At 34.8% G+C, this 24,634-nt stretch carries 20 protein-coding genes; 16 read left to right on the top strand and 4 right to left on the bottom strand.

All coding sequences use genetic code 11. The features are described from left to right. Positions 1-26 precede the first annotated feature (26 nt). The 5 genes from Q1V95_RS05535 to Q1V95_RS05515 all read left to right on the top strand — a co-directional run bounded on the left by Q1V95_RS05535 (position 27) and on the right by Q1V95_RS05515 (position 3,393). Complete coding sequence (locus tag Q1V95_RS05535; protein WP_300671329.1) at positions 27-812, top strand: hypothetical protein; 786 nt, start codon at positions 27-29, stop codon at positions 810-812. Then, complete coding sequence (locus Q1V95_RS05530) at positions 791-1,669, top strand: hypothetical protein (protein ID WP_300671327.1); 879 nt, start codon at positions 791-793, stop codon at positions 1,667-1,669. Before Q1V95_RS05535 ends, Q1V95_RS05530 begins: the two co-directional genes overlap by 22 nt. 5 nt (positions 1,670-1,674) lie before the next feature. Continuing rightward, positions 1,675-2,337 (top strand): response regulator, encoded by a 663-nt coding sequence (locus Q1V95_RS05525; RefSeq protein ID WP_300671324.1) that lies wholly within the window; start codon positions 1,675-1,677, stop codon positions 2,335-2,337. A gap of 169 nt (positions 2,338-2,506) precedes the next feature. Beyond that, positions 2,507-2,953: a hypothetical protein gene (locus tag Q1V95_RS05520; RefSeq protein WP_300671322.1), complete on the top strand. Its 447-nt coding sequence runs from the start codon at positions 2,507-2,509 to the stop codon at positions 2,951-2,953. A 26-nt stretch (positions 2,954-2,979) separates the two neighbouring features. Continuing rightward, positions 2,980-3,393, top strand: a complete 414-nt coding sequence (locus Q1V95_RS05515; RefSeq protein ID WP_300671319.1) for a DUF6157 family protein — start codon at positions 2,980-2,982, stop codon at positions 3,391-3,393. A gap of 67 nt (positions 3,394-3,460) precedes the next feature. On the opposite strand, the gene Q1V95_RS05510 is transcribed toward Q1V95_RS05515, so the two are convergent. Then, a complete protein-coding gene (locus Q1V95_RS05510) occupies positions 3,461-5,671 on the bottom strand; it encodes an NADP-dependent isocitrate dehydrogenase (protein ID WP_300671316.1) in 2,211 nt (736 codons plus the stop codon). Between the two features lie 878 nt (positions 5,672-6,549). On the opposite strand from Q1V95_RS05510, the gene Q1V95_RS05500 reads away from it, so the two are divergent. The 8 genes from Q1V95_RS05500 to Q1V95_RS05465 all read left to right on the top strand — a co-directional run bounded on the left by Q1V95_RS05500 (position 6,550) and on the right by Q1V95_RS05465 (position 16,694). After that, positions 6,550-8,154: a sialate O-acetylesterase gene (locus Q1V95_RS05500; RefSeq protein WP_300671313.1), complete on the top strand. Its 1,605-nt coding sequence runs from the start codon at positions 6,550-6,552 to the stop codon at positions 8,152-8,154. Between the two features lie 209 nt (positions 8,155-8,363). Then, positions 8,364-8,861, top strand: coding sequence for a thiol peroxidase (gene tpx / locus Q1V95_RS05495; RefSeq protein ID WP_300671311.1), 498 nt, complete (start codon positions 8,364-8,366; stop codon positions 8,859-8,861). Positions 8,862-8,919: 58 nt separating this feature from the next. Beyond that, positions 8,920-10,125, top strand: coding sequence for a DUF763 domain-containing protein (locus Q1V95_RS05490; RefSeq protein ID WP_366143271.1), 1,206 nt, complete (start codon positions 8,920-8,922; stop codon positions 10,123-10,125). Between the two features lie 95 nt (positions 10,126-10,220). After that, the gene (locus Q1V95_RS05485; protein ID WP_300671305.1) at positions 10,221-12,566 is read left to right on the top strand and encodes an adenylate/guanylate cyclase domain-containing protein; all 2,346 of its coding nucleotides are present in this window, start codon (positions 10,221-10,223) and stop codon (positions 12,564-12,566) included. Between the two features lie 21 nt (positions 12,567-12,587). Further along, positions 12,588-14,600: an adenylate/guanylate cyclase domain-containing protein gene (locus Q1V95_RS05480; RefSeq protein ID WP_300671302.1), complete on the top strand. Its 2,013-nt coding sequence runs from the start codon at positions 12,588-12,590 to the stop codon at positions 14,598-14,600. Positions 14,601-14,632: 32 nt separating this feature from the next. Then, positions 14,633-15,208 carry an HD domain-containing protein gene (locus tag Q1V95_RS05475; RefSeq protein ID WP_300671299.1) on the top strand — a complete coding sequence of 192 codons (576 nt, stop codon included), beginning with the start codon at positions 14,633-14,635 and terminating at the stop codon, positions 15,206-15,208. 14 nt (positions 15,209-15,222) lie between these two features. Beyond that, positions 15,223-16,104, top strand: coding sequence for a YitT family protein (locus Q1V95_RS05470; protein ID WP_300671296.1), 882 nt, complete (start codon positions 15,223-15,225; stop codon positions 16,102-16,104). Positions 16,105-16,115: 11 nt separating this feature from the next. Next, positions 16,116-16,694: a Crp/Fnr family transcriptional regulator gene (locus Q1V95_RS05465; protein ID WP_300671293.1), complete on the top strand. Its 579-nt coding sequence runs from the start codon at positions 16,116-16,118 to the stop codon at positions 16,692-16,694. Here Q1V95_RS05465 and Q1V95_RS05460 read toward each other — a convergent pair. The 3 genes from Q1V95_RS05460 to Q1V95_RS05450 form a co-directional block, all read right to left on the bottom strand. Further along, positions 16,691-17,542, bottom strand: a complete 852-nt coding sequence (locus Q1V95_RS05460) for a mechanosensitive ion channel domain-containing protein (protein WP_300671291.1) — start codon at positions 17,540-17,542, stop codon at positions 16,691-16,693. The two genes, Q1V95_RS05465 and Q1V95_RS05460, sit on opposite strands and share 4 nt — an antisense overlap. Before the next feature lie 81 nt (positions 17,543-17,623). After that, on the bottom strand, positions 17,624-18,451 hold the full coding sequence (gene tatC, locus Q1V95_RS05455; RefSeq protein ID WP_300671288.1) for a twin-arginine translocase subunit TatC: 828 nt from the start codon (positions 18,449-18,451) through the stop codon (positions 17,624-17,626). Positions 18,452-18,536: 85 nt separating this feature from the next. Next, the gene (locus Q1V95_RS05450; RefSeq protein WP_300671382.1) at positions 18,537-19,496 is read right to left on the bottom strand and encodes a KpsF/GutQ family sugar-phosphate isomerase; all 960 of its coding nucleotides are present in this window, start codon (positions 19,494-19,496) and stop codon (positions 18,537-18,539) included. Positions 19,497-19,709: 213 nt separating this feature from the next. On the opposite strand from Q1V95_RS05450, the gene recQ reads away from it, so the two are divergent. The 3 genes from recQ (at position 19,710) to lpdA (ending at position 24,571) form a co-directional block, all read left to right on the top strand. Beyond that, positions 19,710-21,917, top strand: coding sequence for a DNA helicase RecQ (gene recQ, locus Q1V95_RS05445; protein ID WP_300671286.1), 2,208 nt, complete (start codon positions 19,710-19,712; stop codon positions 21,915-21,917). 69 nt (positions 21,918-21,986) lie between these two features. Further along, positions 21,987-23,060: a glycosyltransferase gene (locus Q1V95_RS05440; RefSeq protein ID WP_300671379.1), complete on the top strand. Its 1,074-nt coding sequence runs from the start codon at positions 21,987-21,989 to the stop codon at positions 23,058-23,060. A 107-nt stretch (positions 23,061-23,167) separates the two neighbouring features. Continuing rightward, on the top strand, positions 23,168-24,571 hold the full coding sequence (gene lpdA / locus Q1V95_RS05435; protein ID WP_300671284.1) for a dihydrolipoyl dehydrogenase: 1,404 nt from the start codon (positions 23,168-23,170) through the stop codon (positions 24,569-24,571). Positions 24,572-24,634: the final 63 nt, after the last annotated feature.

The following is a 24,634-nucleotide window of genomic DNA, read 5'->3' as shown; positions in this document are numbered from 1 at the left end:
CAACCTTGAAAATTTGTTCCGCATTATTGATTTTTATTTTACTCTTTTTATACTCTTGCAAACAGGATAAAACTGCGGATCAGGATAAGCTTACTAGTAATGACTACTACGAATTAGCTTGGAAGTATTTAGAACAACAAGATAATCTTGCAGCTTACAAGAATTTCATACTTGCAAAAAATGAATTTCAACGCAAGAAAGATAGCTTAGGAGTTGGTAAATCTTTGATGAATGCTGCTATTATTCAGATTAATTCGGCAGATTATCTCGGCAGTGAAGAAAATAATATTCTGGCATTAAAATTTTTTGGAAAAGCACAAAATAACATCTATTTAGTTTCTGTTTATAATAGTCTAGCACTATCAAGGAACAATCTAGGTGATTTTACATCTGCTCTTTATTGGTATGAGAAAGCTTTGAGTGCATCAACAAATGATGATGAAAGTTTTCTAATAAAGAATAATACTGCCATTGCTTTTTCGAAATTAAAAAAATACGATGAGGGAATTGCTTTGCTAAAAAGTATTAGAATCGATAAGCCAGAAGACGCGTTTAATATAAAGTCGAAGGTCATCGATAACCTTGCTTATATTCAATTTCTTAAAAACTCAAATTACAATGCAGAAACGGAGTTTTATAAAGCTCTGGAAATTCGCACGAAAGGAAATGATTTGGTTGGGCAGAATGCTAGCCATTCGCATCTCGCCGATTTTTTTGTTAAAACTAATAAGGAAAAAGCGCTTTTTCATGCGAAGGAAATGTTGAGAATAGCGAGTGAATTAACAATCCAATGGATAAAGCAGAAGCGTTAAAAAAATTGATTTTGTTGGATTCTCCTAATAATATTAAAACTTATTTCACAGTTTACAAAAAATTGGATGATAGTTTGCAAATTGCGAGGTCACAAGCTAAAAATCAATTTGCTTTAATTCGTTATGATGCCGAAAAAAATAAAGCCGATTTCCTTAAGGCACAGCGCGATAATACGTTAAAACAAAATCAAATTCTAAAGCTTTATATTGCGTTAGCTCTACTAACAATCGTAGTTTTTGCTATTTTTTATTTTTATAAAAAGAAGCAAAAGCAGAATGAACTTAATGTCAAAAATACGCAACTCAAATATTCTAAGAAAGTGCATGATGTCGTTGCAAATGGCTTGTATCATGCAATGATTGAAGTTAAGAATGATGAAAATTTGACAAAAAATCAACTATTAGATAAGCTTGAAGATTTGTACGAAAAATCCCGTGATATTTCTAATGACAGTTTCGCGAAAAGTTTGGAAACGGATTTTACAAATATGATGGCCAAAATGCTTTCATCTTATTCATCTTCAGCAGAAAAGGTCTTTATCATGGGAAACAATGATGCTATTTGGGATGGTTTTTCTCTACAGATGCGAGAAGAAATCTATTATGTTTTAAGGGAATTAATGGTTAATATGAAGAAACATAGCCATGCAACAATGGTTTCCATTGTTTTCAAAAAAGATGAAAAATCTGTTAATATAAAATATACAGATAATGGTGTTGGCTTACATAATTTAACAAAAAAAGAGGGTTCTGGTTTCCAAAATATGGAAAACCGTATTGCCAATATTTCAGGAGGTATTATTTTTGATGAAAATTCTAGTAACGGCTTGGTCGTTAAAATTCACATTCCTGTTTGAAAAAAATGTTTAAAAAAATATTAATTGTTGAAGATCACGAGTATCGCAATATTGGAACCTTAAAAACTTTAAAGGAACTCGCAATTGAAAGCTATGATATCGAAAGTTATTGCGATGATGCTTTTATTAAATTTAAAAAAGCCCAAGCAGATAACAATCCTTATGATTTGATAATAACCGATTTGTCTTTTGATGAAGATTATCGCGTTCAAAATTTAAAATCGGGCATCGATCTTATCCAAGCAATTCGAGAAATTTCGGATGATGTTAAAATCATTGTTTTCTCGATTGAGAAGAAACCAAAAATGATAGAGGATTTATTTAACAATAAAAAAATAAATGCTTTTGTCAGCAAATCCAGAAATGATGATAAAGTTCTTAAAGATGCTATCCAACGTGTGTTACAAGGTGAAACTGTGATTCCTTTTGAAGTTAAATCTTCTATGAGACAGAATTCATTTTTAATTTCTGATTATGATGAAATTTTGTTGCAACTGCTAGCAAAAGGTCTTAAGCAACAAGAAATTGGTGAAGAGCTGAAGCAACTTGGTTTTAAACCTTTTAGTCAAAGTGCAATCGAAAAACGTCTTAGTGAATTACGAGAAAATCTTAATGCGAAAAACAACATCGAAATGATTTCGATGTGCAAAGACTTGGGGATTTTGTAATTCTTGCCACAACCGATTTTTAAAGATTTCTTTATATCTAAAACCTTCCTTTTCGGGAGGTTTTCTATTTTAAAATATATACCTTCGATTAGCTGTAATTTGCAAAAAGCGAAAAATTAATATGTGTAAAAGTATTTTTATTTTTATATTTAGGTAAATACAAAATACTATGGAAAATAATACAACACCAAAAAAAGAAATGTATGACGAGAATGGAGGCTTTATTTTTATGCAAAAATGGCCTGCAGTTATTCGTTGGATTCTTGTTCTGCCCATCGCTTTGCTGAGTTTTATTTTGGTAAATGGTTTCTCGAACTGGGCGCTAAAAATTACAAGTGCAGAGTGGTTTCTTTACACAGTTTCCTTTATATTTCATACCATTGCTACAGGGATATTTATTTTTAATGGAGCAGCAGCTGCCCCTTCTGGACGAAAAATTGTCAAGATTATTTTGGCTGTAATAATGCTTCTGAGTGCTGTCGTAATTTTCACAATACCACAAGAAAAAGTTTCCTATGCAGACCTTAGCCCGACATTAAAAATTATTAATCTTGTGAGTGTTGTTTTAGGAGTAGTTTGGGTGTTTTTTGATTCGAGAAAGCAAAATAAGGTTTGAGGTAATAATATTTTTTAAATCAAAATATGAAAATTCACACTACAAATTATTTCAATACATTAATAGAGCCTGCGGAGGATTGTCCAGTTTTCGTGTCGCAAGAACCTCCAAGAAAAGAAAAGTTGAGTGTGGCGAATTTCCAATTTGATTTATTAAAATCAAAACCGTCACAATTGACTTCTGACGAAGTTTTGTTTGAAGTTTTTGCAGAAAGAAACGATATTTCTCCTTCCGAAAAAGAAAATGCACGAAAAGAGTTTTTTTCAAAAGGTCAAGCTTGTTTTAGAGCATCACCGCTAACAAAACGTTATGGTTGGGCAGTTTATTATGATTCTGACGGCAAAATGAAATTAATTTCTACAGATTCAGAAGAGTTTGAAAAGCTTAAAAAGTCTGATAATGTTGCTAAGGTAAAAGCAATGAGAAACGCTAAGAAATAATGATTTTAAAACAATAACGGCAGCTTCGAAGAAGCTGCCGTTATTTATCTTAAGAAAGAATTTATAATTAAATTCCGTCGATAATTTCATTTAAAACTGTGCTTGGACGCATTGCCGCATAAGTTTTATAAGTGTCAGGCTTGTAATAACCATCAATGTTTTGAGGTTTTCCTTGAGCTCCGATTAATTCAGCGTTGATTACTTGTTCGCTATCTTTCAAAGCTTGAGCGATAGGCGCAAATTTAGCAGCCATTTCAGCATCTTTTGTCTGAGCAGCTAATGCTTCAGCCCAATACATTGCTAAATAGAAGTGAGAACCTCTGTTATCGATAGTTCCTAATTTTCTACCTGGAGATTTATCTGTTGCCAAGAATTTAGCGTTTGCCTCATCCAATGCGTCTGCTAAAACTTGAGATTTTGTATTGTTTTGAGTTTGTGCTAAATGCTCCAAAGAAGCTTGTAAAGCTAAGAATTCACCTAATGAATCCCATCTTAAATAACCTTCTTCTAGGAATTGCTCGATGTGTTTAGGAGCAGAACCTCCAGCACCAGTTTCGAATAAACCACCACCATTCATCAAAGGAACGATAGAAAGCATTTTAGCAGAAGTTCCTAATTCCAAAATAGGGAAAAGGTCTGTTAAATAATCTCTCAATACGTTTCCTGAAACAGAAATCGTGTCTTTTCCTTCTCTTGCTCTTTTCAAAGTTTCTCTCATCGCATCTTTCACATCCATAATTCTGATGTCAAGACCTGTTGTATCGAAATCTTTTAGATATTTCTCTACTTTTTTGATGATTTCTCTGTCGTGAGCTCTTCCTTTATCCAACCAAAAAATTGCAGTTGTATCAGACAATCTTGCTCTGTTTACCGCTAATTTTACCCAATCTTGGATAGGAGCATCTTTAGTTTGACACATTCTGAAGATATCGTCTTTTTCAACTTTTTGTTCCAAAAGAACGTTTCCGCTAGCATCTTCAACTTTAATAGTTCCGTCTGCAGTAGCTTGGAAAGTTTTATCGTGAGAACCGTATTCTTCAGCTTTTTGAGCCATCAAACCAACGTTAGGAACAGAACCCATAGTTGTTGGGTCAAGTGCTCCATTTTCCTTCATATCATCTACAACAGCTTGATAGAAGCCTGCATAAGAACGGTCTGGAATAATCGCAATAGTATCTTCTTCAGCACCATCTTTATTCCACATTTTACCGCCATTTCTTACCAAAGCAGCCATAGAAGCATCAACGATAATATCCGATGGAACGTGGAAATTGGTAATTCCTTTATCAGAATTTACCATCGCAACGCGTGGTCCATTTGCCAAGTCAGCATCGATTGCAGCTTTAATTTCTGCTTCTTGAGGTTGACCCTTAATTTTTTCGTATAAATCTGCTAAACCATTGTTAGCATTGATATCTAAAGACTTGAATAATTCACCATATTTAGCAAAAACGTCTTTGAAGAAAGTCTCCACAATCGCCCCGAAAATGATTGGGTCCGAAACCTTCATCATCGTAGCTTTAAGGTGTGCAGAAAGCAATACGTTTTTATCTTTCGCTTCTTGAATTGCGTTTTGTACAAAAGCTTTCAAAGCGTTAAGATTCATTACAGAAGAATCGATAACCTCACCAGCTTTTAACGGAGCAAGCCCTTTTAATTCTTTAGAAGAGCCATCGTTTCCGTAGAATGTAATTTTATATTCAGTTGCGTTTTCAACAGTTGTAGAAGTTTCAGTTCCGTAGAAATCTCCTTCGTTCATGTTTGCAACGTCAGTTTTGCTATCAGAAGCCCAAGCACCCATTTTGTGTGGATTAGCTTTTGCATAATTCTTAACCGCTTTAGGCGCACGTCTGTCCGAGTTACCTTCCCGTAAAACAGGGTTTACAGCACTTCCCAAAACTTTAGCATATCTTGCTTTGATTGCTTTTTCGTCATCATTTTTAGGTTCTGCAGGATAATTAGGAACTGTAAATCCTTTCGCTTGAAGTTCAGCAATCGCCGCATCCAATTGTGGAGCAGAAGCCGAAATGTTTGGAAGTTTAATGATATTCGCTTCTGGAGTAGTCGCCAAAGCACCCAATTCAGCAAGCGCATCAGGAATTCTTTGTTCTTCTTTCAAGAATTCAGGGAAAGTAGCCAAGATTCTTCCTGCAAGAGAAATATCTGGAACTTCGATTTCGATGTTAGCGGTTTTTGTAAATCCTTTTACGATAGGTAAAAACGAGTGTGTTGCCAACATTGGCGCTTCATCCGTTAGGGTGTAATGAATTTTTGACATTATATCTTTTTTTAAAAGAGGTTTAAAATTGATGCAAGATTCTTGCATTCTTTGTTAAAGGTGCACAAATTTAACAATTTAAAACTGATTTTGGGTCATTTTTCGCCTTGATTTAATGTGCAAATCTTCTTGATTTCTGAAGGTGGTGGTACGGAGTCTAATTTTTGGTAATTTTTCAATTTTATTATCGAAGAAAATCTTAAAAGAATAAACAAATTTCTTGACGAATCTGGTTTCTGCTGTAGAAAGAGAAGCGGATGAAGTCATAGAGTAAAGACGTCTGACCATTAATGACAAAGTGCCCGAAATGGGAGCCAAAGTAGCGCATAATGATAAGGTGGAACTAGACTGAAAATTGATAACAGAACCTACCGAAGATTTTGTGTATCTAATGTTTTTGAGCAAAAAAACAATCACGAAAAAGAATATTTGGTACAAGTGAACAAACCTATTTAATTTCATTTTATTCGAAAAAGGAGAAATGGAATTTCGATTTTGGATACGGTTACAAATAAATGTTTTGTAGAACAAATCGATAAGTTTTCGTTCCGAATTACTCGCACACAAAATCCGTCGTATATGCGAATGTCTTGATTGTAAAGTGACCAAATTGAAAAGAATTTGAATTTTGAATTTGCAATTGGACGTTCTGTATGGAAAATTTCGCGAAATTTCTAAGGAGGAAATGAATGAACTGAACAGATTAATTGGAAATTCGGGCAAAACAGAAGAAGCAAGTTAATAAAAATTATCATTTGGGAATTTTTCCCGATTTTATGGAGTATCAAGCTTCTAAAATAAGGGAATTGTACTTATAGCATTAAATTATTTTTGTTTAGAAGCATGAATTTAGTAAGTTTGATAAAACAAATGATAATATGAAAAATTTTTACTTTACTTTAATTGCAATATTTTGCAATACTTTGATTTTTGCTCAACTTACTTTTACGAAACAACCTGTCGGAAATCAACTTTTCACACGAAATTTAACTACAAACTCTGCTGTAGTAAAGTTTATTGGGACGGTGCCTTCTTCATCTGGGTATACAAAATTAACTTTAGAAACCTATAGAAATGATGTTTTGTATAATTCTATTACTCAAAATATGACTTATACAGGAGGGATTGGAAATTTTAATTTTCAACAAACAATTATTGCAGAAAAACAAAATTATTCGTTCCGTATTATTGAACAAACTGGGACAACCTTGTATTCTGTCTTTAATATTGTAGCAGGGGATTCCTATATTATCCAAGGACAATCGAATGTTGCAGAAGGTTCTGGACAACCGTTTACAGCAACCAACCAATTTATACGAAGCTATAGTTCTGTTGACAAATGGAAGATAGCAAACATGTATTTAGGTGGCATTGCATATCATTTTGCAGATGAACTTACTGCAAGTCAAAATATTCCTATAGCAATAATGAATGGGGCAGAAGGAGGTCAAAGTATTGAGTATTTCCAAAGAAATGATGCAAATCCAACAGATGCAACAACCAATTATGGAAAACTTCTAAATCTATATCAAGCTTCTGAATTAGGAGCTTCTCGTGCCATTATTTGGTATCAGGGCGAAAATAATAGTCCTTATTCCACAATTGCGCAATACAAAACAGTTTTTAATAGTTTATATAATGCTTGGAAAGAAAATTATGCTTTTGACAAACTATATATTTTTCAGATTAAAGGCTGTGTAGTAACAAAAAATACTGAAGTTTTTGAGGCATTACGTCAACTTCCAGAAGAAATTCCAAATTCTCAAATTATTTCAACCAATGGCGTAGATACAAGTCCTGCCGATTTGTGTCATTATACAATTGATGGGTATAAGAAATTTGCACATAGTCTTCATAATCTTGCAGCTTACGAAATTTACAATACTGGATCTTTGAATGGAATTGTTTCACCAAATGTAGGCGCTGTAAAATTCACAAATTCCAATAAAAACCAGATAGAAATAAAAATCGTTCCTTCTACAAGTGTTTTAACTTGGCAAGCGGGTGTTGAAAACCAATTTTACTTTTCCGATGAAACAGTATCAGTAACAAGTGGCTCTATCATAGGAGATAAGATTATTTTGAATTTGAACAAATCTTTCACTTCTGCAAATCCTTGGGCAGCATATTTAGGATATTTAATCCAATCATCAGTAGCGCAACCTTATATTCCTAATCAGAATGGATTGGGACTGTTAAGTTTTAAATATCGTCCAATTGCAACAGATGCTACTTTAGCTGTGGATAATATAAAAGAATCAACTTTAGAAATTTATCCAAATCCTGCTCAAGAAATTATTTCAGTTAAGATTCCTTTAAATGAAAATTTAAAAAGTTTAAGCATTTACTCAATGGACGGGAAAAAAATTATGACAGAAAGTTATGCAACTCATATTAATATCAAAGCATTGCCTAAATCAAATTACCAAATACAAGTTGTAACAGACAAAAATAAATATTCCAAAAAATTTATTAAAAATTAGATTTTAAAAAAGAATAAAATTAGTTTTATTCTTTTTTTTTGAATAATACTACAAAAAGTCTTTGATAAAAAAAATAGATTGATTAATAATGGCTCCCTTGCGATAAATTCCCATGAATAAACTAGCAAAATTTATGATAAATTTAAAACTTTCGTGATAAAGATTTAAATCTCTTTTCTGTATTTTTACAAGAATTAAAATTCTATAAAATGGCGAATATCACATTCAAAGGAAATCCAATTCACACAGTAGGGAATCTTCCAGAAGTTGGAACTCAGGCAAAAGATTTTACATTGGTAGCTTCCGATTTATCCGAAAAAAAATTATCCGATTATAAAGGAAAAAAAGTTGTTCTTAACATTTTCCCAAGTATTGATACAGGGGTTTGTGCAGCTTCTGCAAGACATTTCAATCAAGATGCAAGTTCTTTAGACAATACAGTTGTGGTTAACGTTTCTCGCGATTTACCTTTTGCACTTAATCGTTTTTGCGCTGCAGAAGGACTTAACGATGTTGAAACTTTATCGGACTTCAGAGGAAGTTTTGGAGAAGATTATGGTGTAACTTTACAAGATTCTCCGCTTCATGGACTTTTGAGTCGTGCAGTTGTAGTGGTTGATGAAAACGGAAATGTTGTTTACACAGAGCAAGTTCCAGAAATAGGTCAAGAACCAAACTACGAAAATGCTTTAGCAGCAGTTAAATAGTATTTATCTTTAAATAAAAATCTAAACGGTCTGCATGAGTAGGCCGTTTTTTAATCCTATGAAACGATCGGGCACCGCAACACTTCCGCTTCACTACGGCAAAGTTCCGCCGTGGTTGTATGAACGTATGTCTGCTTTGGGACTTTCCATTGTCGAAGTTATTTTGGCAGATTACGGAAAGGCTGAAGTGCTTCGTCGTTTGTCTGATCCTTTTTGGTTTCAGAGTTTTGGTGCTGTTATGGGCATGGATTGGCATTCGTCGGGAATTACAACTTCCGTGATGGGCGCTCTCAAACGCAGTATTAATCCTATTGCTAAAGATTTGGGAATTTATATTTGCGGTGGCAAAGGCAAATATTCTAAAGAAACGCCATCCGAACTTCTCCTAATTGCCGATAAAACTGGATTAAATGCGGACAGCCTTGTCCGAGCGAGCAAATTGACAGCTAAAGTTGATAACACAGCAATTCAAGATGGTTATCAATTGTATTTGCATAATTTTATTTTAAGTGACGAAGGCAGTTGGGCGGTTATTCAGCAAGGTCTGAATGATGCGGATGGAACAGCGCGTCGCTATCATTGGCATTCCGAAAATCTAAAATCCTTTGTTGATGATCCTCACAGCGCGATCCAAGGTGTTAATCGAGGTGAAATTCTCAATCTTACCGCAAGTGATGCTAAAGACAATCGAAACGGAATTTTAGACATTTCACATACCAATTCCGAGAAGATTATGCAGGATTTTGCGAATTTAATTCTGCCGCAACATCACGAAGTCACTGCCAAAGATGTCGATCTGAAAAGGCTTGGTGCTTTGCTGTATGTCACTCGCGAATTGCAACCTCAAAACTTCGAGGATTTGTTATTGTTAAAAGGTGTTGGTCCTCGCACGATGCAAAGTTTGGCTTTGGTTAGTGAAGTTATTCATGGTGCACCGTCGCGTTTCAAAGATCCTGCGCGCTTTTCCTTTGCGCATGGTGGGAAAGATGGTCATCCTTTTCCTGTACCGATTAATACGTTTGATGAGTCGATTTCGATTCTACAAAAAGGAGTAGAAAAATCCAAGCTCGGAAATTCGGATAAGTTAAAATCAATCGAAAAGCTACACCGCATTGTTGCCGAAACTGAAAAGAACTTTACACCTGATTTTGATTTTGACGCTGTTGTTGAAGACGAACGCCGAAATTCATTTCGATTTGGTGGTAAGACGGTTATGGGCGATGCAAAACCTTCAACAGACGGAATACAATTGTCATTGTTTTAAGGTATTTTAATTCTATTTAATTTATCAATAATTTTCCTCAAGAATAAAGATAAATTCGATTAAATTTCTATTTTTGTCTTTTGAAAAAATACAGCTTGAAAAATCTATACTCCAAAATTTTCTTTGCTATTTTCTTTGCATTTTTAGGAATGCCAAAGTCGTTTGCTCAAGACTCTAATGCTATTACAGAACTTCGTCAAAAGCTGAAAGATGCTAAAGATGAAAAAAGTCGAGTTGATGCTAAGCTTGCATTGATGAATCAATTTAATAAAGAGGGACAGAAAGATAGTATTGTTGCGTACAGTTGGGATTTGATTGAATATGGTAAAAAAATTAAAAATAATTCTTTAGTTGCAAATATGTACATGACGCTGTCTACAATGTATATCCTTAAAGGTGACCCCACTACGGCAGGAAAGTACAGAGAAGATGCGGAAAAATATTTTCAATTATTGAACGATTTTGATTCCAAAGCAAAGTTGCTGATGACAAAAGCATCAAGCCGAAGTATGCAAAATGATATGACGGGAGCAATTAAATTGCTGGATGAAGCTTTAGAGTTAAATAAAAAAAATCCAGGTAAAATATCACCTTCTCTGATAAGGAATATTTTTCAGATGAATATATCGAATCATCTTATTCAGACCAAATATTCTGAAGCATTCAAAAAAGCAAATGATTACCTCGATTACTCAACTAAATATGATAAAGAATTTAGGAATGTGCCTTATTATTATATGGGGTTTTTGCAATATGAAATGAAAAATTTCAACAAAGCAATAGAATTTTTAAATCAAGGTGAAAATGTTAGCCCAGTAAAAAGTAGTGAAACTGTAGCAAACATTAACGTTATCCGTTCTTTTTGCTATATGGAACTTAAAGACTTTGAAAAAGCAAAATATTATGCTTCTAATGCTTTAGCGTATTATGATAAACAAGGCAATATCGAAAATACATCTCGAATTTATTATTTATTTGCACAATTATATCTTAAAGAGAAAGACTATAAAAAAGCTCAAGAATTCGCTCAAAAAGCCTTCGAATCGGCTCCCGTAAATAGCGCGTATCAGATTAAACCTTTCTCTAAACTTCTTATGCCAATGATTAAAGTAGATCAAATAAAAGAAGGGGCTACTACTTTTTCTAGTGAAACGGAGAAAAAAGAAGTTTTGAAATCATTACGATCAGAGATTGAAGACCGATATAAAGATGTTCTTGCGGGCGAGCTTGTTCATAATACAGGTTTCGATGCAACAGTGTGGGAATACTATTCTAAAATTGACGAAATGCTAGGCGATTACGAATCTGCATTTTCGTATTATAAAAAGTATAAAGAAATTGAAAATAAAAGTACAAGTGCCGAAAATATCCGTGGTATTGAAGAAGTACAATCAGAACGAGCATTATCTGAACAAAAATTAAAAATCAAATTAGAAGAAGAAACAAAAAGAATTCAGCTTCAAAAAGAGTTGGAGTTAAAAGCGCTTCGTTACGAATTTGATAAAAAGCAAGCCGCTGCCAAAACTGAAGAAGAACGCCAAAGATTGTTATTGGAAGAAGAACACAAGCGCCGTGAAATCAGCATTAAATACGATGAAGAGCAAAAAGCGGTTGCTATAAAATACGAGCAGGAAAAGAAAGTGGCAAAAGCTGAACAAGCGAAAAAAGACGCAGAAGCCAAAGCCGAACTTTCGAAATCTAAGAATATCCGAAATATGTCTATTGGCGGTGCTTTAGCAGCCTTGTTGCTTTTAGGATTTGCAGGTTGGTCGTACAATCAAAAAAGAAAAGACGGCATTAAAATCGCGGCGGAGAAAAAGAAATCCGAAGATTTGTTGCTGAATATTCTTCCGCAAGAAGTTGCGCAAGAGCTTAAAGAAAAAGGAAAATCCGAAGCGAAGTATTATGATGAGGTTTCGGTTTTGTTTACCGATTTTGTCAATTTTACAGCAGCTTCTGAGAAGATTGGTGTTCAGGAATTGTTGGCGGAACTTAATGTTTGCTTCACCGAATTTGACAATATTATGGGCAAACATGGTTTGGAAAAAATTAAAACTATTGGCGATGCGTATCTCGCGGTGAGCGGACTTCCAACGACTAATAAAGATCACGCAAAAAATGCCATCGCAGCGAGTCAGGATATCCTTAAGTTTATTGAGGAACGTAAAAAAGTGAGTCCACATGCTTTGGATTTACGCATAGGAATTCACTCTGGACAAGTGATCGCAGGAATTGTTGGGGTGAAGAAATTTGCTTACGATATTTGGGGAGATACGGTTAATACGGCTGCCAGAATGGAACAAGCGGGCGAAAAAGGGAAAATCAATATTTCTAAAAATACATACGAATTGATAAAAGATGATTTCGCGACCACTTATCGTGGCAAGATTTCCGTGAAAGGAAAAGGCGAAATGGAAATGTATTTTGTTGAAAGAATTTAATTTATTTTTTGAATTACAACTTTGGAAAAAACATTCGGATTTTATAGATTTTTTAAAGGAAGTATTTTTGTAGTAATGCTTCTTATTCAGGCTTTTGTTCTTGCGCAAAACAACAAAGATAAACCTGAAGTTATTGATGGTTCTGTCAACAATGAGTGGACAGCGATGCTTAACGAAAAAGTTTGGAAGTATAGTCCAGATGATCGTCCTGAATATGCAACTAAAGATTTTGACGATACTTCTTGGAAGTATCTATCGGATGAAGAATCGGATAAGCGTCCTAAAATATATTGGTTGCGCTATTATTTCAAACTGACGCCTACCATGGCAAATAAACCAATTGTTTTAAATGTAACCCAGAACGGCGCATCGGAAATTTATTTGGACGGAAAAAAGTTTGAAACTCTGGGGAAAGTAGACGCTAAAAAACCTGTGTATCAAATCAGAAAAACAATTCCTAATATTATAACGATTTCGGATACTTTAACCCACGTTGTGGCTGTTCGTTTTCAAGAAGTGAATAAAAATGAAAAACGCGCTATTGTAAATTTCGGAAGTGGCTTCTCATTGTTTTTTAGTGATGCGAATGAGCTTGTTGCAAAAAAAATGAAGGAGAACAAAACTTTCTTCTCTTTTACAATGCTTATTTCGGGAATATTTTTGGCATTAGGTTTTATCCATTTATTACTTTTTTTATTTTATCGTAAAGCGATTTACAATTTGTACTTTGGGATATACAACCTCTCTATAGCTGTGATGAGTTATTTGGTTGTTTTGTTGTATCAAATTGAAGATCCAAATAAAATTAATGATTACGTTTTTTGGTTTTATGTTAGTTTTGCGGCATTTTGCTTTTCATTAACAGCATTTGTAAATTCACTTTTTGGCAAAAAGATTCGTCGCTTTTATATATCATCTATATTTCCTGTTGTTGGAATTATTTGTCTTGTAGTTTTAAAAGACCCCAATTGGGCTGGCTTACTTCTCATTTCATACATGGTTTTTGTAGGATTCGAATCTTTTATTCTTATTGTTCGAGCCATGTTGAGAAAAGAAAAATCCGCTTTTATTGTTGGCGGTGGAATCCTTGTTTTTTTTGGAGTTATTGTTATTTTTATCATAGGTTTATTTTTAGGAGGAGGAAATTATAATTTTAGTACAGGTTTTCTAGGTGTTAATTATAAGTATGTAATTTTGTTGATTTTGTTTAGTTTTCCTATTTCTATTTCGGCGTATTTGGGATGGCAATTTGCAGCGACCAATGTAGGATTAACAAAACAATTGGTAGAGGTGAATCGACTATCGGATTTAACGATAAAGCAAGAGCAAGAGAAACAAAATATTCTTCAAAATCAAAATGAAATTCTTGAAAAACAAGTAGAAGAAAGAACCGCTGAATTACAATTGGAAAAGCAAAAATCAGAGAATTTATTGTTAAATATTTTGCCAGAAGAAGTAGCCGAAGAACTTAAAGAAAAAGGAAGTTCAAAGGCGCATTTTTATGATGAAGTTTCGGTTTTGTTTACCGATTTTGTGAGTTTCACAAAGAAATCAGAAGAGATTGGTCCTGAAGCCATGTTGAAAGAATTAAATGAATGCTTTACCGCTTTCGATATGATTATGGAAAAACATAATTTGGAGAAAATTAAAACCATTGGCGATGCGTATTTGGCAGTAAGTGGATTGCCACAAGAAGATCCGAGACATGCTCAAAATGCTGTTTTAGCTGCATTTGATATTCTTAATTTTATTGAAAATCGTAAAAAAGAAAGTCAGCATGCACTGGATATCCGAATCGGAATCAATTCGGGTTCTTTGATTGCCGGAATTATTGGAGTAAAGAAATTCGCTTACGATATTTGGGGCGATACCGTAAATACAGCTGCCAGAATGGAACAATCGGGCGAGAAAGGAAAAATTAATATTTCAAAAAATACATACGAATTAGTAAAAGAAGATTTCGCAACCACTTACCGCGGACAGATTTCTGTGAAAGGAAAAGGTGAAATGGAAATGTATTTTGTTGAAGCATAGTATTTAGTCACAATTTCAATTATATTTGAAGGATGAATTATCAAGAGGTAAAAAACATAATTCTGTCGGAGCTTCAGAACAAGTTGCCGAAACATTTGTCGTACCACAGCGTATCGCACATTGAGGACGTAATTAACGCTGCTCGCGAGATTGGCGAAGCCGAAGGTCTTTCGGAGGAAGATTTGGTTTTGTTAGAAACGGCGGCACTTTTCCACGATACGGGATTTTTGTATGGTTCTAAAGATCACGAAGAAAAATCTTGTGAAATCGCTCAGGAATATTTGCCATCGCATGGTTATTCCCAAGAGAAAATCGACCAGATTAAAGGGATGATTATGGCAACTAAAATTCCGCAATCGCCGACCAATCATTTTGAAGAAATCCTTGCAGATGCGGATTTGGACTATCTTGGACGCGATGATTTCTTTAGCATTGGAAACAAATTGTACGAAGAATTGGCGATGTTCGGGATTATTTCCAGCGAGCGCGATTGGAATCTTCTACAAGAACGTTTCTTGGAAAACCACCATTATTTTACCAAAACTGCGATTGAAAATCGTGCAGCCAAAAAAGCTGAAAACCTGGCTATTATTAAATCTAAAATCTAAACGACTACCGAAAAATGCAGGCAGAAACGCATCATAACCATTCACTTTTTTCAATTTCGGATGTAATCTATCTTATTTTGGGCGTTTTGTCCGCAAGCTTTGCACTGAAAAGTTTTCTCGTTCCCAACCATTTTTTGGATGGTGGTGTAACGGGGATTTCGCTTTTAATTCATGAAGTCAAAGGTTGGAATTTGGGTTTACTTCTTATTTTACTCAATATTCCATTTATCCTTTTGGCTTATTTTAAAGTGTCAAAACATTTTGCCATTCGTTCGGCGTTAACTATTGTTTTAATCGCACTAACACTATATTTTGTACCATTTCCAGAAATGACGCACGACAAATTATTGGTGGCGATGTTTGGTGGTTTCTTCCTCGGAATCGGCATTGGATTATCGATGCGTGGTGGCGGAACTTTCGATGGAATGGAGGTTTTGGCTTTAATGACGTTAAAACGTAGCAGCTTTAGCATCACCGAAATTATTTTGGGGATGAACATTGTTATCTTCATCATCGCTGCTTTATTCCTAAAAACAGAAACTGCTTTGTACGCGATTCTTACTTATGTGATTGCGGGACAAATGACCAAATATGTGATAGAAGGGATTGAAGCTTATACTGGTGTGACGATTGTGTCTAGTAATCCTGAAGCAGTGAAAAGAGCTTTGGTTTTAACTTTGAATCGTGGAATTACCGTGTACAAAGGCGAAAGAGGTTTTATGAAAGAATCTTTTGAGCAAAGTGCAGAAGTGGATATTATTTTCACGATTGTAACTAGGTTAGAAGTAAGAAAACTAAGAAATATTGTTCACGAAATCGACCCAAAAGCCTTTATCTTCACGCAAACGGTACGCGAACCACAAGGCGGAATTGTCAAAGAAATTATCAAACATTAATTGTCTTCAATTTGAATTCGGAAATCTTCCAAAATACCTACCAACACTTTCTTTTAAACGAAGAAGACATCAAGCAGATTGCTTCTTTTCACAAGAAAAAAACTTATGCTAAAGATGATATTATCTTGGCAGAAGGTGATGTTTTGGATGCTTATTACCTTTTGGAAAAAGGCGTTGTCAGAGCCTTTGTTCGTGATATGGACAACAATGACATTACAACCGAATTCTTTATCGACAACGATATTGTGATTATCCCAAGTTCTTTGTTTCAACAAGTTGCTTCGCAAGAGACTTTGCAAGCCTTAACTGATTGTGAAGTTTGGGAAATTAAATACGATGATTTTCAGGAAGTTTTTCGCTCCATTCCAGGTTTTGCCGAATGGGGAAGATTGTGGTTTACCTATCAATTATTTACTGTGAAACAGCGTTCTTTGGACATGATTACCCAAAGTGCGACCAATCGATATTTAAAACTAATCAAAGAAAAACCTCAGATTCTGCAAACAGTTCCATTAAAATTTATCGCTTCATTTTTAGGAATAACCGATACTTCCCTTAGCAGAATTCGGAAAGAGATTGTAAAAGCTTAAGCTTGATTCTGCTGTGAAGCTGATTTAATATTCGATGTGTAAACCGTTCTAATCGGATAAGGAATATCAATATTATGGGCACGAAATTTTTCCAAAATATCAATTCTAATATCGCCTTTTATGGCTTCTGCTTTAAAGAGGTATTTGGTGTTAAAAAATAAACTAAAATCCAAAGTTGACTGACCGAAATTCATTAATCTTGCAACAATAGGTTTGTCATGCATGACTTCTGGATGAGACTTTGCAGCATTTTCCATAAGCATAATGACTTCTTGCACATCGGAGTCGTAGCCAACACCAATCGAAATACTAAAGCCCGAGCTATCATCATCGTAGCTCATGTTTACCAGTTTATTTTTCGTCAAAATGGAATTTGGGATAATCATCGTTTTATTATCTCTGGTTAACATCGTCGATGTTCGGATATTGATTTGTTGCACTTTTCCAACAACGCCCTCGATTTCTACAACGTCATCTACTTTTATACTTCGATCCAGCAAAATAATAATTCCAGAAATAAAATCGAGGATTAAGTTTTGCAAACCAAGACCAATACCAACCAAAATGGCGCCTCCACCGACTAAAAATGGCGATACGTCAACCCCAATTGATTTGAATGCTAAAATAGCTGTAATGAGGATTATTAAATATTTTAAAATCTGCGAGAATGCAAATTTTTTCCCAACATCGATTCGTTCTGACTTGTAGATAAAGGTTCGGAAAAGTTTTGTAATACTCATCCCAACAATAACAATAACCGCAGATGAGATAAGTTGATAGACGGACAAGGAATATTTGCCCAGCGTTAAAATATCGTATTCTAAAATTTCCTTTAGCGTGATTTCCATACTTCTTATTTTAAAAAGCAAGTAAGGCTTCAAGTTTTATACCAACAAAAAAGCTACAAGATTAATTGTAGCTTTCGTTTGTTATGAAGTTTTTGTCAACTCGCGACTTTTTTCTTTTTCAATTTTTTTATAAACATATTTTGACATCAAAATACTGAATTCATATAACAGCAAGAGTGGCATTGCAGCAGCCATCATACTTAGTACGTCGGCTGGTGTTATAATTGCAGCAACCACCATAATCAATACAATTGCGTGACGGCGATAGGTCTTTAAGAATTTTGGTGTTAAAATTCCGATTGCAGTCAAAATGTAAACGATAATCGGGAACAAAAATACAACGCCCATTCCCATAACAACTTGCAAAAACAAAGTCGTGTAATCGCTAAGGTCAAACAATTGGACAATGTTATGCGAAACACTGAATAATAAACCAAAGTTAATAGCTAAAGGCAAAATCAGAAAATATCCTGTCAAAACACCTGCAATAAATAAAACCCAAATCGAATTGATATAAAAAAGTGAGTTCTTTTTTTCATTTGGTAAAAGGGCAGGGCTGATGAAACGCCAAATCTCATAAATAATGTAAGGAAATGCAATGATAATTCCACCGAAAATGGAAACTGCCATCATCACATTAAATTGTTGAAACAATTGCTTTTGCTGAATTTTAAAGGTATTTGGAAGATGTATACTATCATGCCCTGTAAACATTCTCGAAAAGTGGTTGATGATTCTAAAGGTCGGGAAATCATTGTTGGTTGGACCAAAAAATATGTGGTCCATAATCCAGTTAATATTGAATCCGACAATCAGAGCGCCTACAATAATGGCTAAAATTGCTCTTACGAGATGCGATCTAAGCTCTCCAACGTGTCCTAGAAAGGACATTTCTTTTTCTTCGCTCATTAATTTTGTTCCTGTTAATGCAATTTTTGTGACTGCGAAATTAACTATTTTAAAATTAAATCTTTATATGACTTTTCTGTTAATTCTAAATAATGCCCTCGTCTAGAAGTTTGTGCAAATCAATTATTCCAAAATATTGTCCATTATCCGTAACAATAAGCTGTCCGATATTATTACTTTTAAGAATATACATCGCTTCTTTGGCAAGTTCCGATTTGTCAATGTTTTTAGGATTTTTGCTCATAATATCTTTAGCAAGAACTTTAGAAACATCATCTTGATTTAGCAACATTCTGCGCAAATCGCCGTCGGTAATCACACCTAGAATTTTTCCGTTTTCCGTGACAACAGTTATTCCATGTTTGGAAGCGCTCACCGAAATAATAACGTCACGAATGCTCGCTTCTGGATTAACTTCGGGTTTGGTTTGCGAAACAAATTGTTCCACTTTGGCCGTTAGATTTTTTCCTAAACTTCCTCCTGGATGAAATTTTGCAAAATCAATGTCTTTGAAATCTTTTAGCTCCATAAGACAAACTGCCAACGCATCACCCAAAGCCATTTGTACCGTTGTAGAACTTGTTGGCGCTAACTTGTTAGGACAAGCTTCTTTGTCAACATGCGTGTTGAGGATGATGTCCGCGGCTTTTCCTAACTTGCTTTCGGGGTTTCCTGTCATACCGATTAAACAAGATGAGTAATCTTTTAAAAATGGAAGCAGGTTAACGATTTCGGGCGAATTTCCAGAATACGATATGCAAAGCACAACATCTTGTTTTTGGATTACACCTAGGTCACCGTGGATGGCTTCTGCTGCATGAAGAAATTGGGCTGGCGTCCCAGTAGAATTGAGGGTTGCCACGATTTTGTTACCAACATGTGCGGACTTACCAATACCAACTACGATAAGTTTTCCGGTGGCTGCATTGATGTTTTCAACCGCTTTTACAAAACTATCATCAAGTCTATTTTTAAGCGATTCGAGCTCGGCAATTTCGATGGATAGGGCATCTTTGGCTAGTGAAAGGAGATTCATATTACTTATTTATTAAGCTTCATTTTTTATTTTAGAATCATCATAAAATTTGCTATCTTCACGTTCCCAAAAAAAATAGACTTTTGGAATTTTCAATAAGCTTTAGTAACTTTAGTACATCAAGTCAGCTATTAAGCTTTTAAAGATTAGCAAAAATGTTATTCTTTAATAATTGAAGTCATTTTTGATTTATTGTGCAAATTTAGTAAACAAAACTAAAGGATGGATACAAAGAACATCGACTTATCAAAGGAGTTAAAAAAATACTTTGGTTTTTCAACATTTAAAGGTCAACAAGAAGAGATAGTAAAAACATTACTAGACTCAAAAGACGTTTTCGTACTGATGCCAACGGGCGGTGGAAAATCGCTTTGTTATCAATTGCCGGCATTAATCTCGGAAGGTACAGCAATTGTTGTCTCGCCGCTAATTGCATTGATGAAGAATCAAGTAGATGCTGTTAATGGGCTTTCGGAAGAAAGTGGCGTGGCGCATGTTCTTAATTCGTCTCTTAATAAAGCGCAAACCAAGCAAGTTTTTGACGATATTAAATCAGGGAAAACAAAATTGCTTTATGTTGCACCAGAATCTTTGATTAAAGAAGAGTATGTTGATTTTCTTCGCGATGTCAAAATTTCTTTTGTAGCGATAGATGAGGCACACTGTATTTCGGAATGGGGACACGATTTCCGCCCAGAATACCGCAATCTAAAAGGTATTATTGATAAAATTGCAAATGTGCCAGTGATGGCTTTAACAGCGACTGCGACGCCAAAAGTGCAGGATGATATCCAGAAAACTTTGGGAATGAACAATGCTTTGGTTTTTAAAGAAAGCTTTAACAGAGCCAATTTGTTCTACGAAATCCGACCAAAAGTTAATGTTGATAAGGAAATTGTAAAATTTATCAACCAGCATAAAGGTAAATCTGGGATTGTCTATTGTCTTAGCCGTCGAAAAGTAGAGGAGTTTGCACAACTTCTTCAAGTTAATGGCATTAATGCGTTGCCTTATCATGCGGGACTTGACCAAAAAACGAGAGTTGCCAATCAGGACAAATTCTTGATGGAGGAAGTTGACGTTATTGTCGCAACCATCGCTTTCGGAATGGGAATTGACAAGCCAGACGTTCGATTTGTTATTCATTATGATATTCCAAAATCTTTAGAAAGTTATTATCAAGAGACTGGTAGAGCTGGCAGAGATGGCGGCGAAGGTTATTGTTTGGCATTTTATGATCCAAAAGATATAGAAAAACTTGAAAAATTCTTGGCTCAAAAGCCAGTTTCTGAACGCGAAATCGGACTTCAATTGTTGAATGAAGTTGTCGGTTATGTAGAAACTTCGATGAGCCGTCGTCAATATTTGTTGCATTATTTTGGTGAAAAATTTGATCCTGTAAAAGGTAATGGTGCCAAAATGTGTGATAATTCGGTAAATCCTCCTAATCTAATTGAAGCTACCAAAGACCTAATTTTTGTTTTAAAACTGATAAAAGATTTGGGTGAAAAATTCCGTACCAAGGATTTGATTTCTATAATTACAGGAAAAGAAACTGCGGTTACCAAATCTTACAAACTTGAAAAATCTGAAGCTTTCGGAATCGGGAAGGACCAAAGCGACAACTATTGGAAATCCATTATTCGCCAAGCGACGGTACAAGAATATCTTAAAAAAGACATTGAAACTTACGGCGTTCTAAAGTTATCTGCAAAAGGCAACGAAATGCTAGAAGGCAAATGTAAAGAGCAATTCTTTATTGCAGAAGACCGACAATATGATTTGGCACAAACCAAAAAATCCGAATCTGAGCAAGTGCAAGTGCAAATTGGTGGTGGACTAGATCAAGTTTTGTTTGGGCAGTTAAAAGAGCTTCGCAAGAAAGTGGCGCACAAATTAGGAATTCCGCCGTACACGGTGTTTATGGACCCGAGTTTGGAAGATATGACGGTGCAATATCCAACGAGTTTGGAAGAAATTGCTAAAATCTATGGTGTTGGCGAAGGCAAAGCAAAAAAATACGGTAAAGATTTTGCGGAGTTCATCAAGAAATATGTTGAAGAAAATAATATAGAGCGCATGCAAGATATGGTTCTGAAACAAGTTGCTAACAAAGCGAGTCACAAGGTTTTCATTATTCAGAATACGGATAAAAAATTAGATTTCGAAGATATTGCGAGAGCCAAAAATTTAACAATGAATGAGCTTCTTAAAGAAATGGAAGCGATTGTATATCAGGGAACTAAATTGAATGTTAACTACTACATCGAAGATAATTTTGATGAAGATATTGTTGAAGAATTTATGGAATTTATGAAAGATTCTGAAAGCGACTCGATGAAAGTTTTGACGGACGAATTTGGCGATGACCTTTCTGATGAAGAAATCCGAATGTTAAGAATTAAATTTATTAGCGATGTAGCTAACTAATTTGTTTTAAAATATTAAATAAACGCTTTACTAATCTAGTAGAGCGTTTATTTTTTTATCTTTGGAATGATGAAAAAAATCTCAATCATATTCATTCTTCCCGATTTGGAAACTGGCGGTGCCGAGCGCATTGTGATGACGCTTGCTAACCATCTTCCACGTGAAAAGTTTGAGCCAAAAATCATGCTTTTACGTAAAGAAGGCGGCTATTTGCGATATGTGAAAAGTGATGTGGAAATTATCGACCTTAATACAGAACGCATTCGACATTCGATTCGACCGATTCTTAAAGAAATTCGAAAGAGAAAACCCGATATTGTTTTTTCTGGATTTGGTGAGGTTAATGCGTATTTATCCTTATTTATTAAGCTTTTTCCTAAAACGAAATTCATCGCGAGAGAAACCAATGTAGTTTCGGAACACGTTACCAGAAAAGAAATTAAGTTCTTTTATAAATTTTATAATAGTTACAAAAACATCATTTGTCAAAGCGATGATATGGCGAAAGATTTACTCAAAAATTTTGATATTAAATCCAATAAAATCGTCAAAATAAATAACCCCGTTGACTTTGATTTTATTGATGAAAAACTAAAATCTTCTCAACGTCCAGAAAGTTTTAAAACCAATTTTAAAAACGTTGTAGCCATCGGAAATCTTTCTTCGAGAAAAGGTTTTGATAATTTATTGAAAGTATTTTCGAGATTAAAAAATGAAAATATTTTGCTTCACATTTTGGGTGATGGGCGCGACAAAGAAATGCTCCACGAAATGAAAGAACTTCTTGGTCTTAAAAATGTAACATTTCATGGAAGACTAGAGAATCCTTATCAGTTTTTAAAATTTGCGGATTTGTTCGTTTTATCGTCTCGTTACGAAGGTTTTCCAAATGTTTTGTTGGAAGCTGGCGCTTGCGGAACTTTTGCTTTAGCCAATAATTGTCCTGGCGGCATCAACGAAATCGTGCAAGAAGGTATTAATGGTGAAGTTTCGGATATTGATAACCACGAAGATTTTGCACAAGATATTTTAAAAATTTTAAAACAAGAACATGATGTTAATTCGATTCGAAATTCTATTCTTTCAAGATTTTCGAAAGACATCATTATGAAAAAATACGAGCAAGTTTTAGGAAATTTATAACATTTATCGCAGGTTTAACAAAATTTTGATATATCTCAGTTGGCGATGCTGTATATTATCTTTAAATTTGTAACGCTTAAATAAGTAATTAACATAAAAAATATATAATGTCACAATTTGATGTTACCGTAATCGGTTCTGGTCCTGGTGGATACGTTGCTGCAATTCGTGCGGCGCAATTGGGTTTCAAAACAGCAATTATCGAAAAATACCCAACAATGGGTGGAACGTGCCTTAACGTTGGATGTATTCCATCCAAAGCACTTTTGGACAGCTCTGAGCATTTCGAAAAAGCAAAACACGATTTTGCAGATTTCGGTATTATCATCAACGAGCCTCAAGTAGATTTGGCTAAAATGATTGAGCGCAAGAACAGTGTGGTAGAGCAAACTACAAAAGGAATCAGCTTCTTGATGGACAAAAACAAAATTACTGTTTTTGAAGGTGTAGGAAGTTTTGAATCTGCTACAAAAATTAAAGTGACTAAAAACGATGGTTCTACAGAATCTATCGAGTCAAAATATACGATTATCGCAACAGGTTCTAAGCCATCTTCGTTGCCATTCATCAATATCGATAAAGAAAGAGTAATCACTTCTACAGAAGCTCTTAACTTAAAAGAAATTCCTAAACATCTAATCGTAATTGGTGGTGGTGTTATCGGACTTGAGTTAGGTTCTGTTTATTTAAGATTAGGTTCTCAAGTAACTGTGGTTGAATATATGGACAAAATTATTCCAGGAATGGATGGATCTTTGTCTAAAGAGCTTCAAAAAGTTTTGAAAAAACAAGGTATGAAGTTCGAACTTTCTACAGCAGTTTCTGGTGTTGAAAGAAATGGCGATAGCGTAAAAGTTACTGCTAAAAACAAAAAAGGTGAAGATGTAACTTTCGAAGGAGACTATTGTTTGGTTTCTGTAGGTAGAAAGCCTTACACTACTGGACTTGGATTAGAAAATGCAGGTGTTGAGCTTGATGAAAGAGGAAGAGTAAAAGTAAACGACCATCTTCAAACAAACGTGTCAAACATCTATGCAATTGGTGACGTTATCAAAGGTGCAATGTTGGCTCATAAAGCGGAAGAAGAAGGTGTTTTCGTTGCTGAAACTTTGGCTGGTCAAAAACCACACATCAATTACAACTTAATTCCAGGTGTTGTCTATACTTGGCCAGAAGTTGCAGGTGTTGGACAAACAGAAGAGCAATTGAAAGAAGCTGGTGTTGAGTACAAAGTTGGTAATTTCCCAATGAGAGCTTTAGGAAGAAGCCGTGCGTCTGGTGATACTGATGGTTTCGTGAAAATCTTAGCTGATGCTAAAACTGACGAAATCTTAGGTTTCCACATGATTGGTGCAAGAGCAGCTGACTTGGTTGCAGAAGGTGTTACTGCAATGGAATTCCGTGCAAGTGCAGAAGACTTAACAAGAATGTCTCACGCACACCCAACTTACGCAGAAGCTGTAAAAGAAGCTGCTTTGGACGCTACAGGAAAAAGAGCAATCCACATGTAAGATTTTTAAAATCAAAATATTAAAAAAGAGAAGTCAGTTTTGGCTTCTCTTTTTTTTGTACAT

Origin of the sequence: Soonwooa sp. (assembly GCF_030151385.1) — a bacterium.
Lineage (GTDB): Bacteria > Bacteroidota > Bacteroidia > Flavobacteriales > Weeksellaceae > Soonwooa.
Note: the sequence above shows the minus strand (reverse complement) of the source record. Positions and strands in the feature narration are given on the sequence as shown.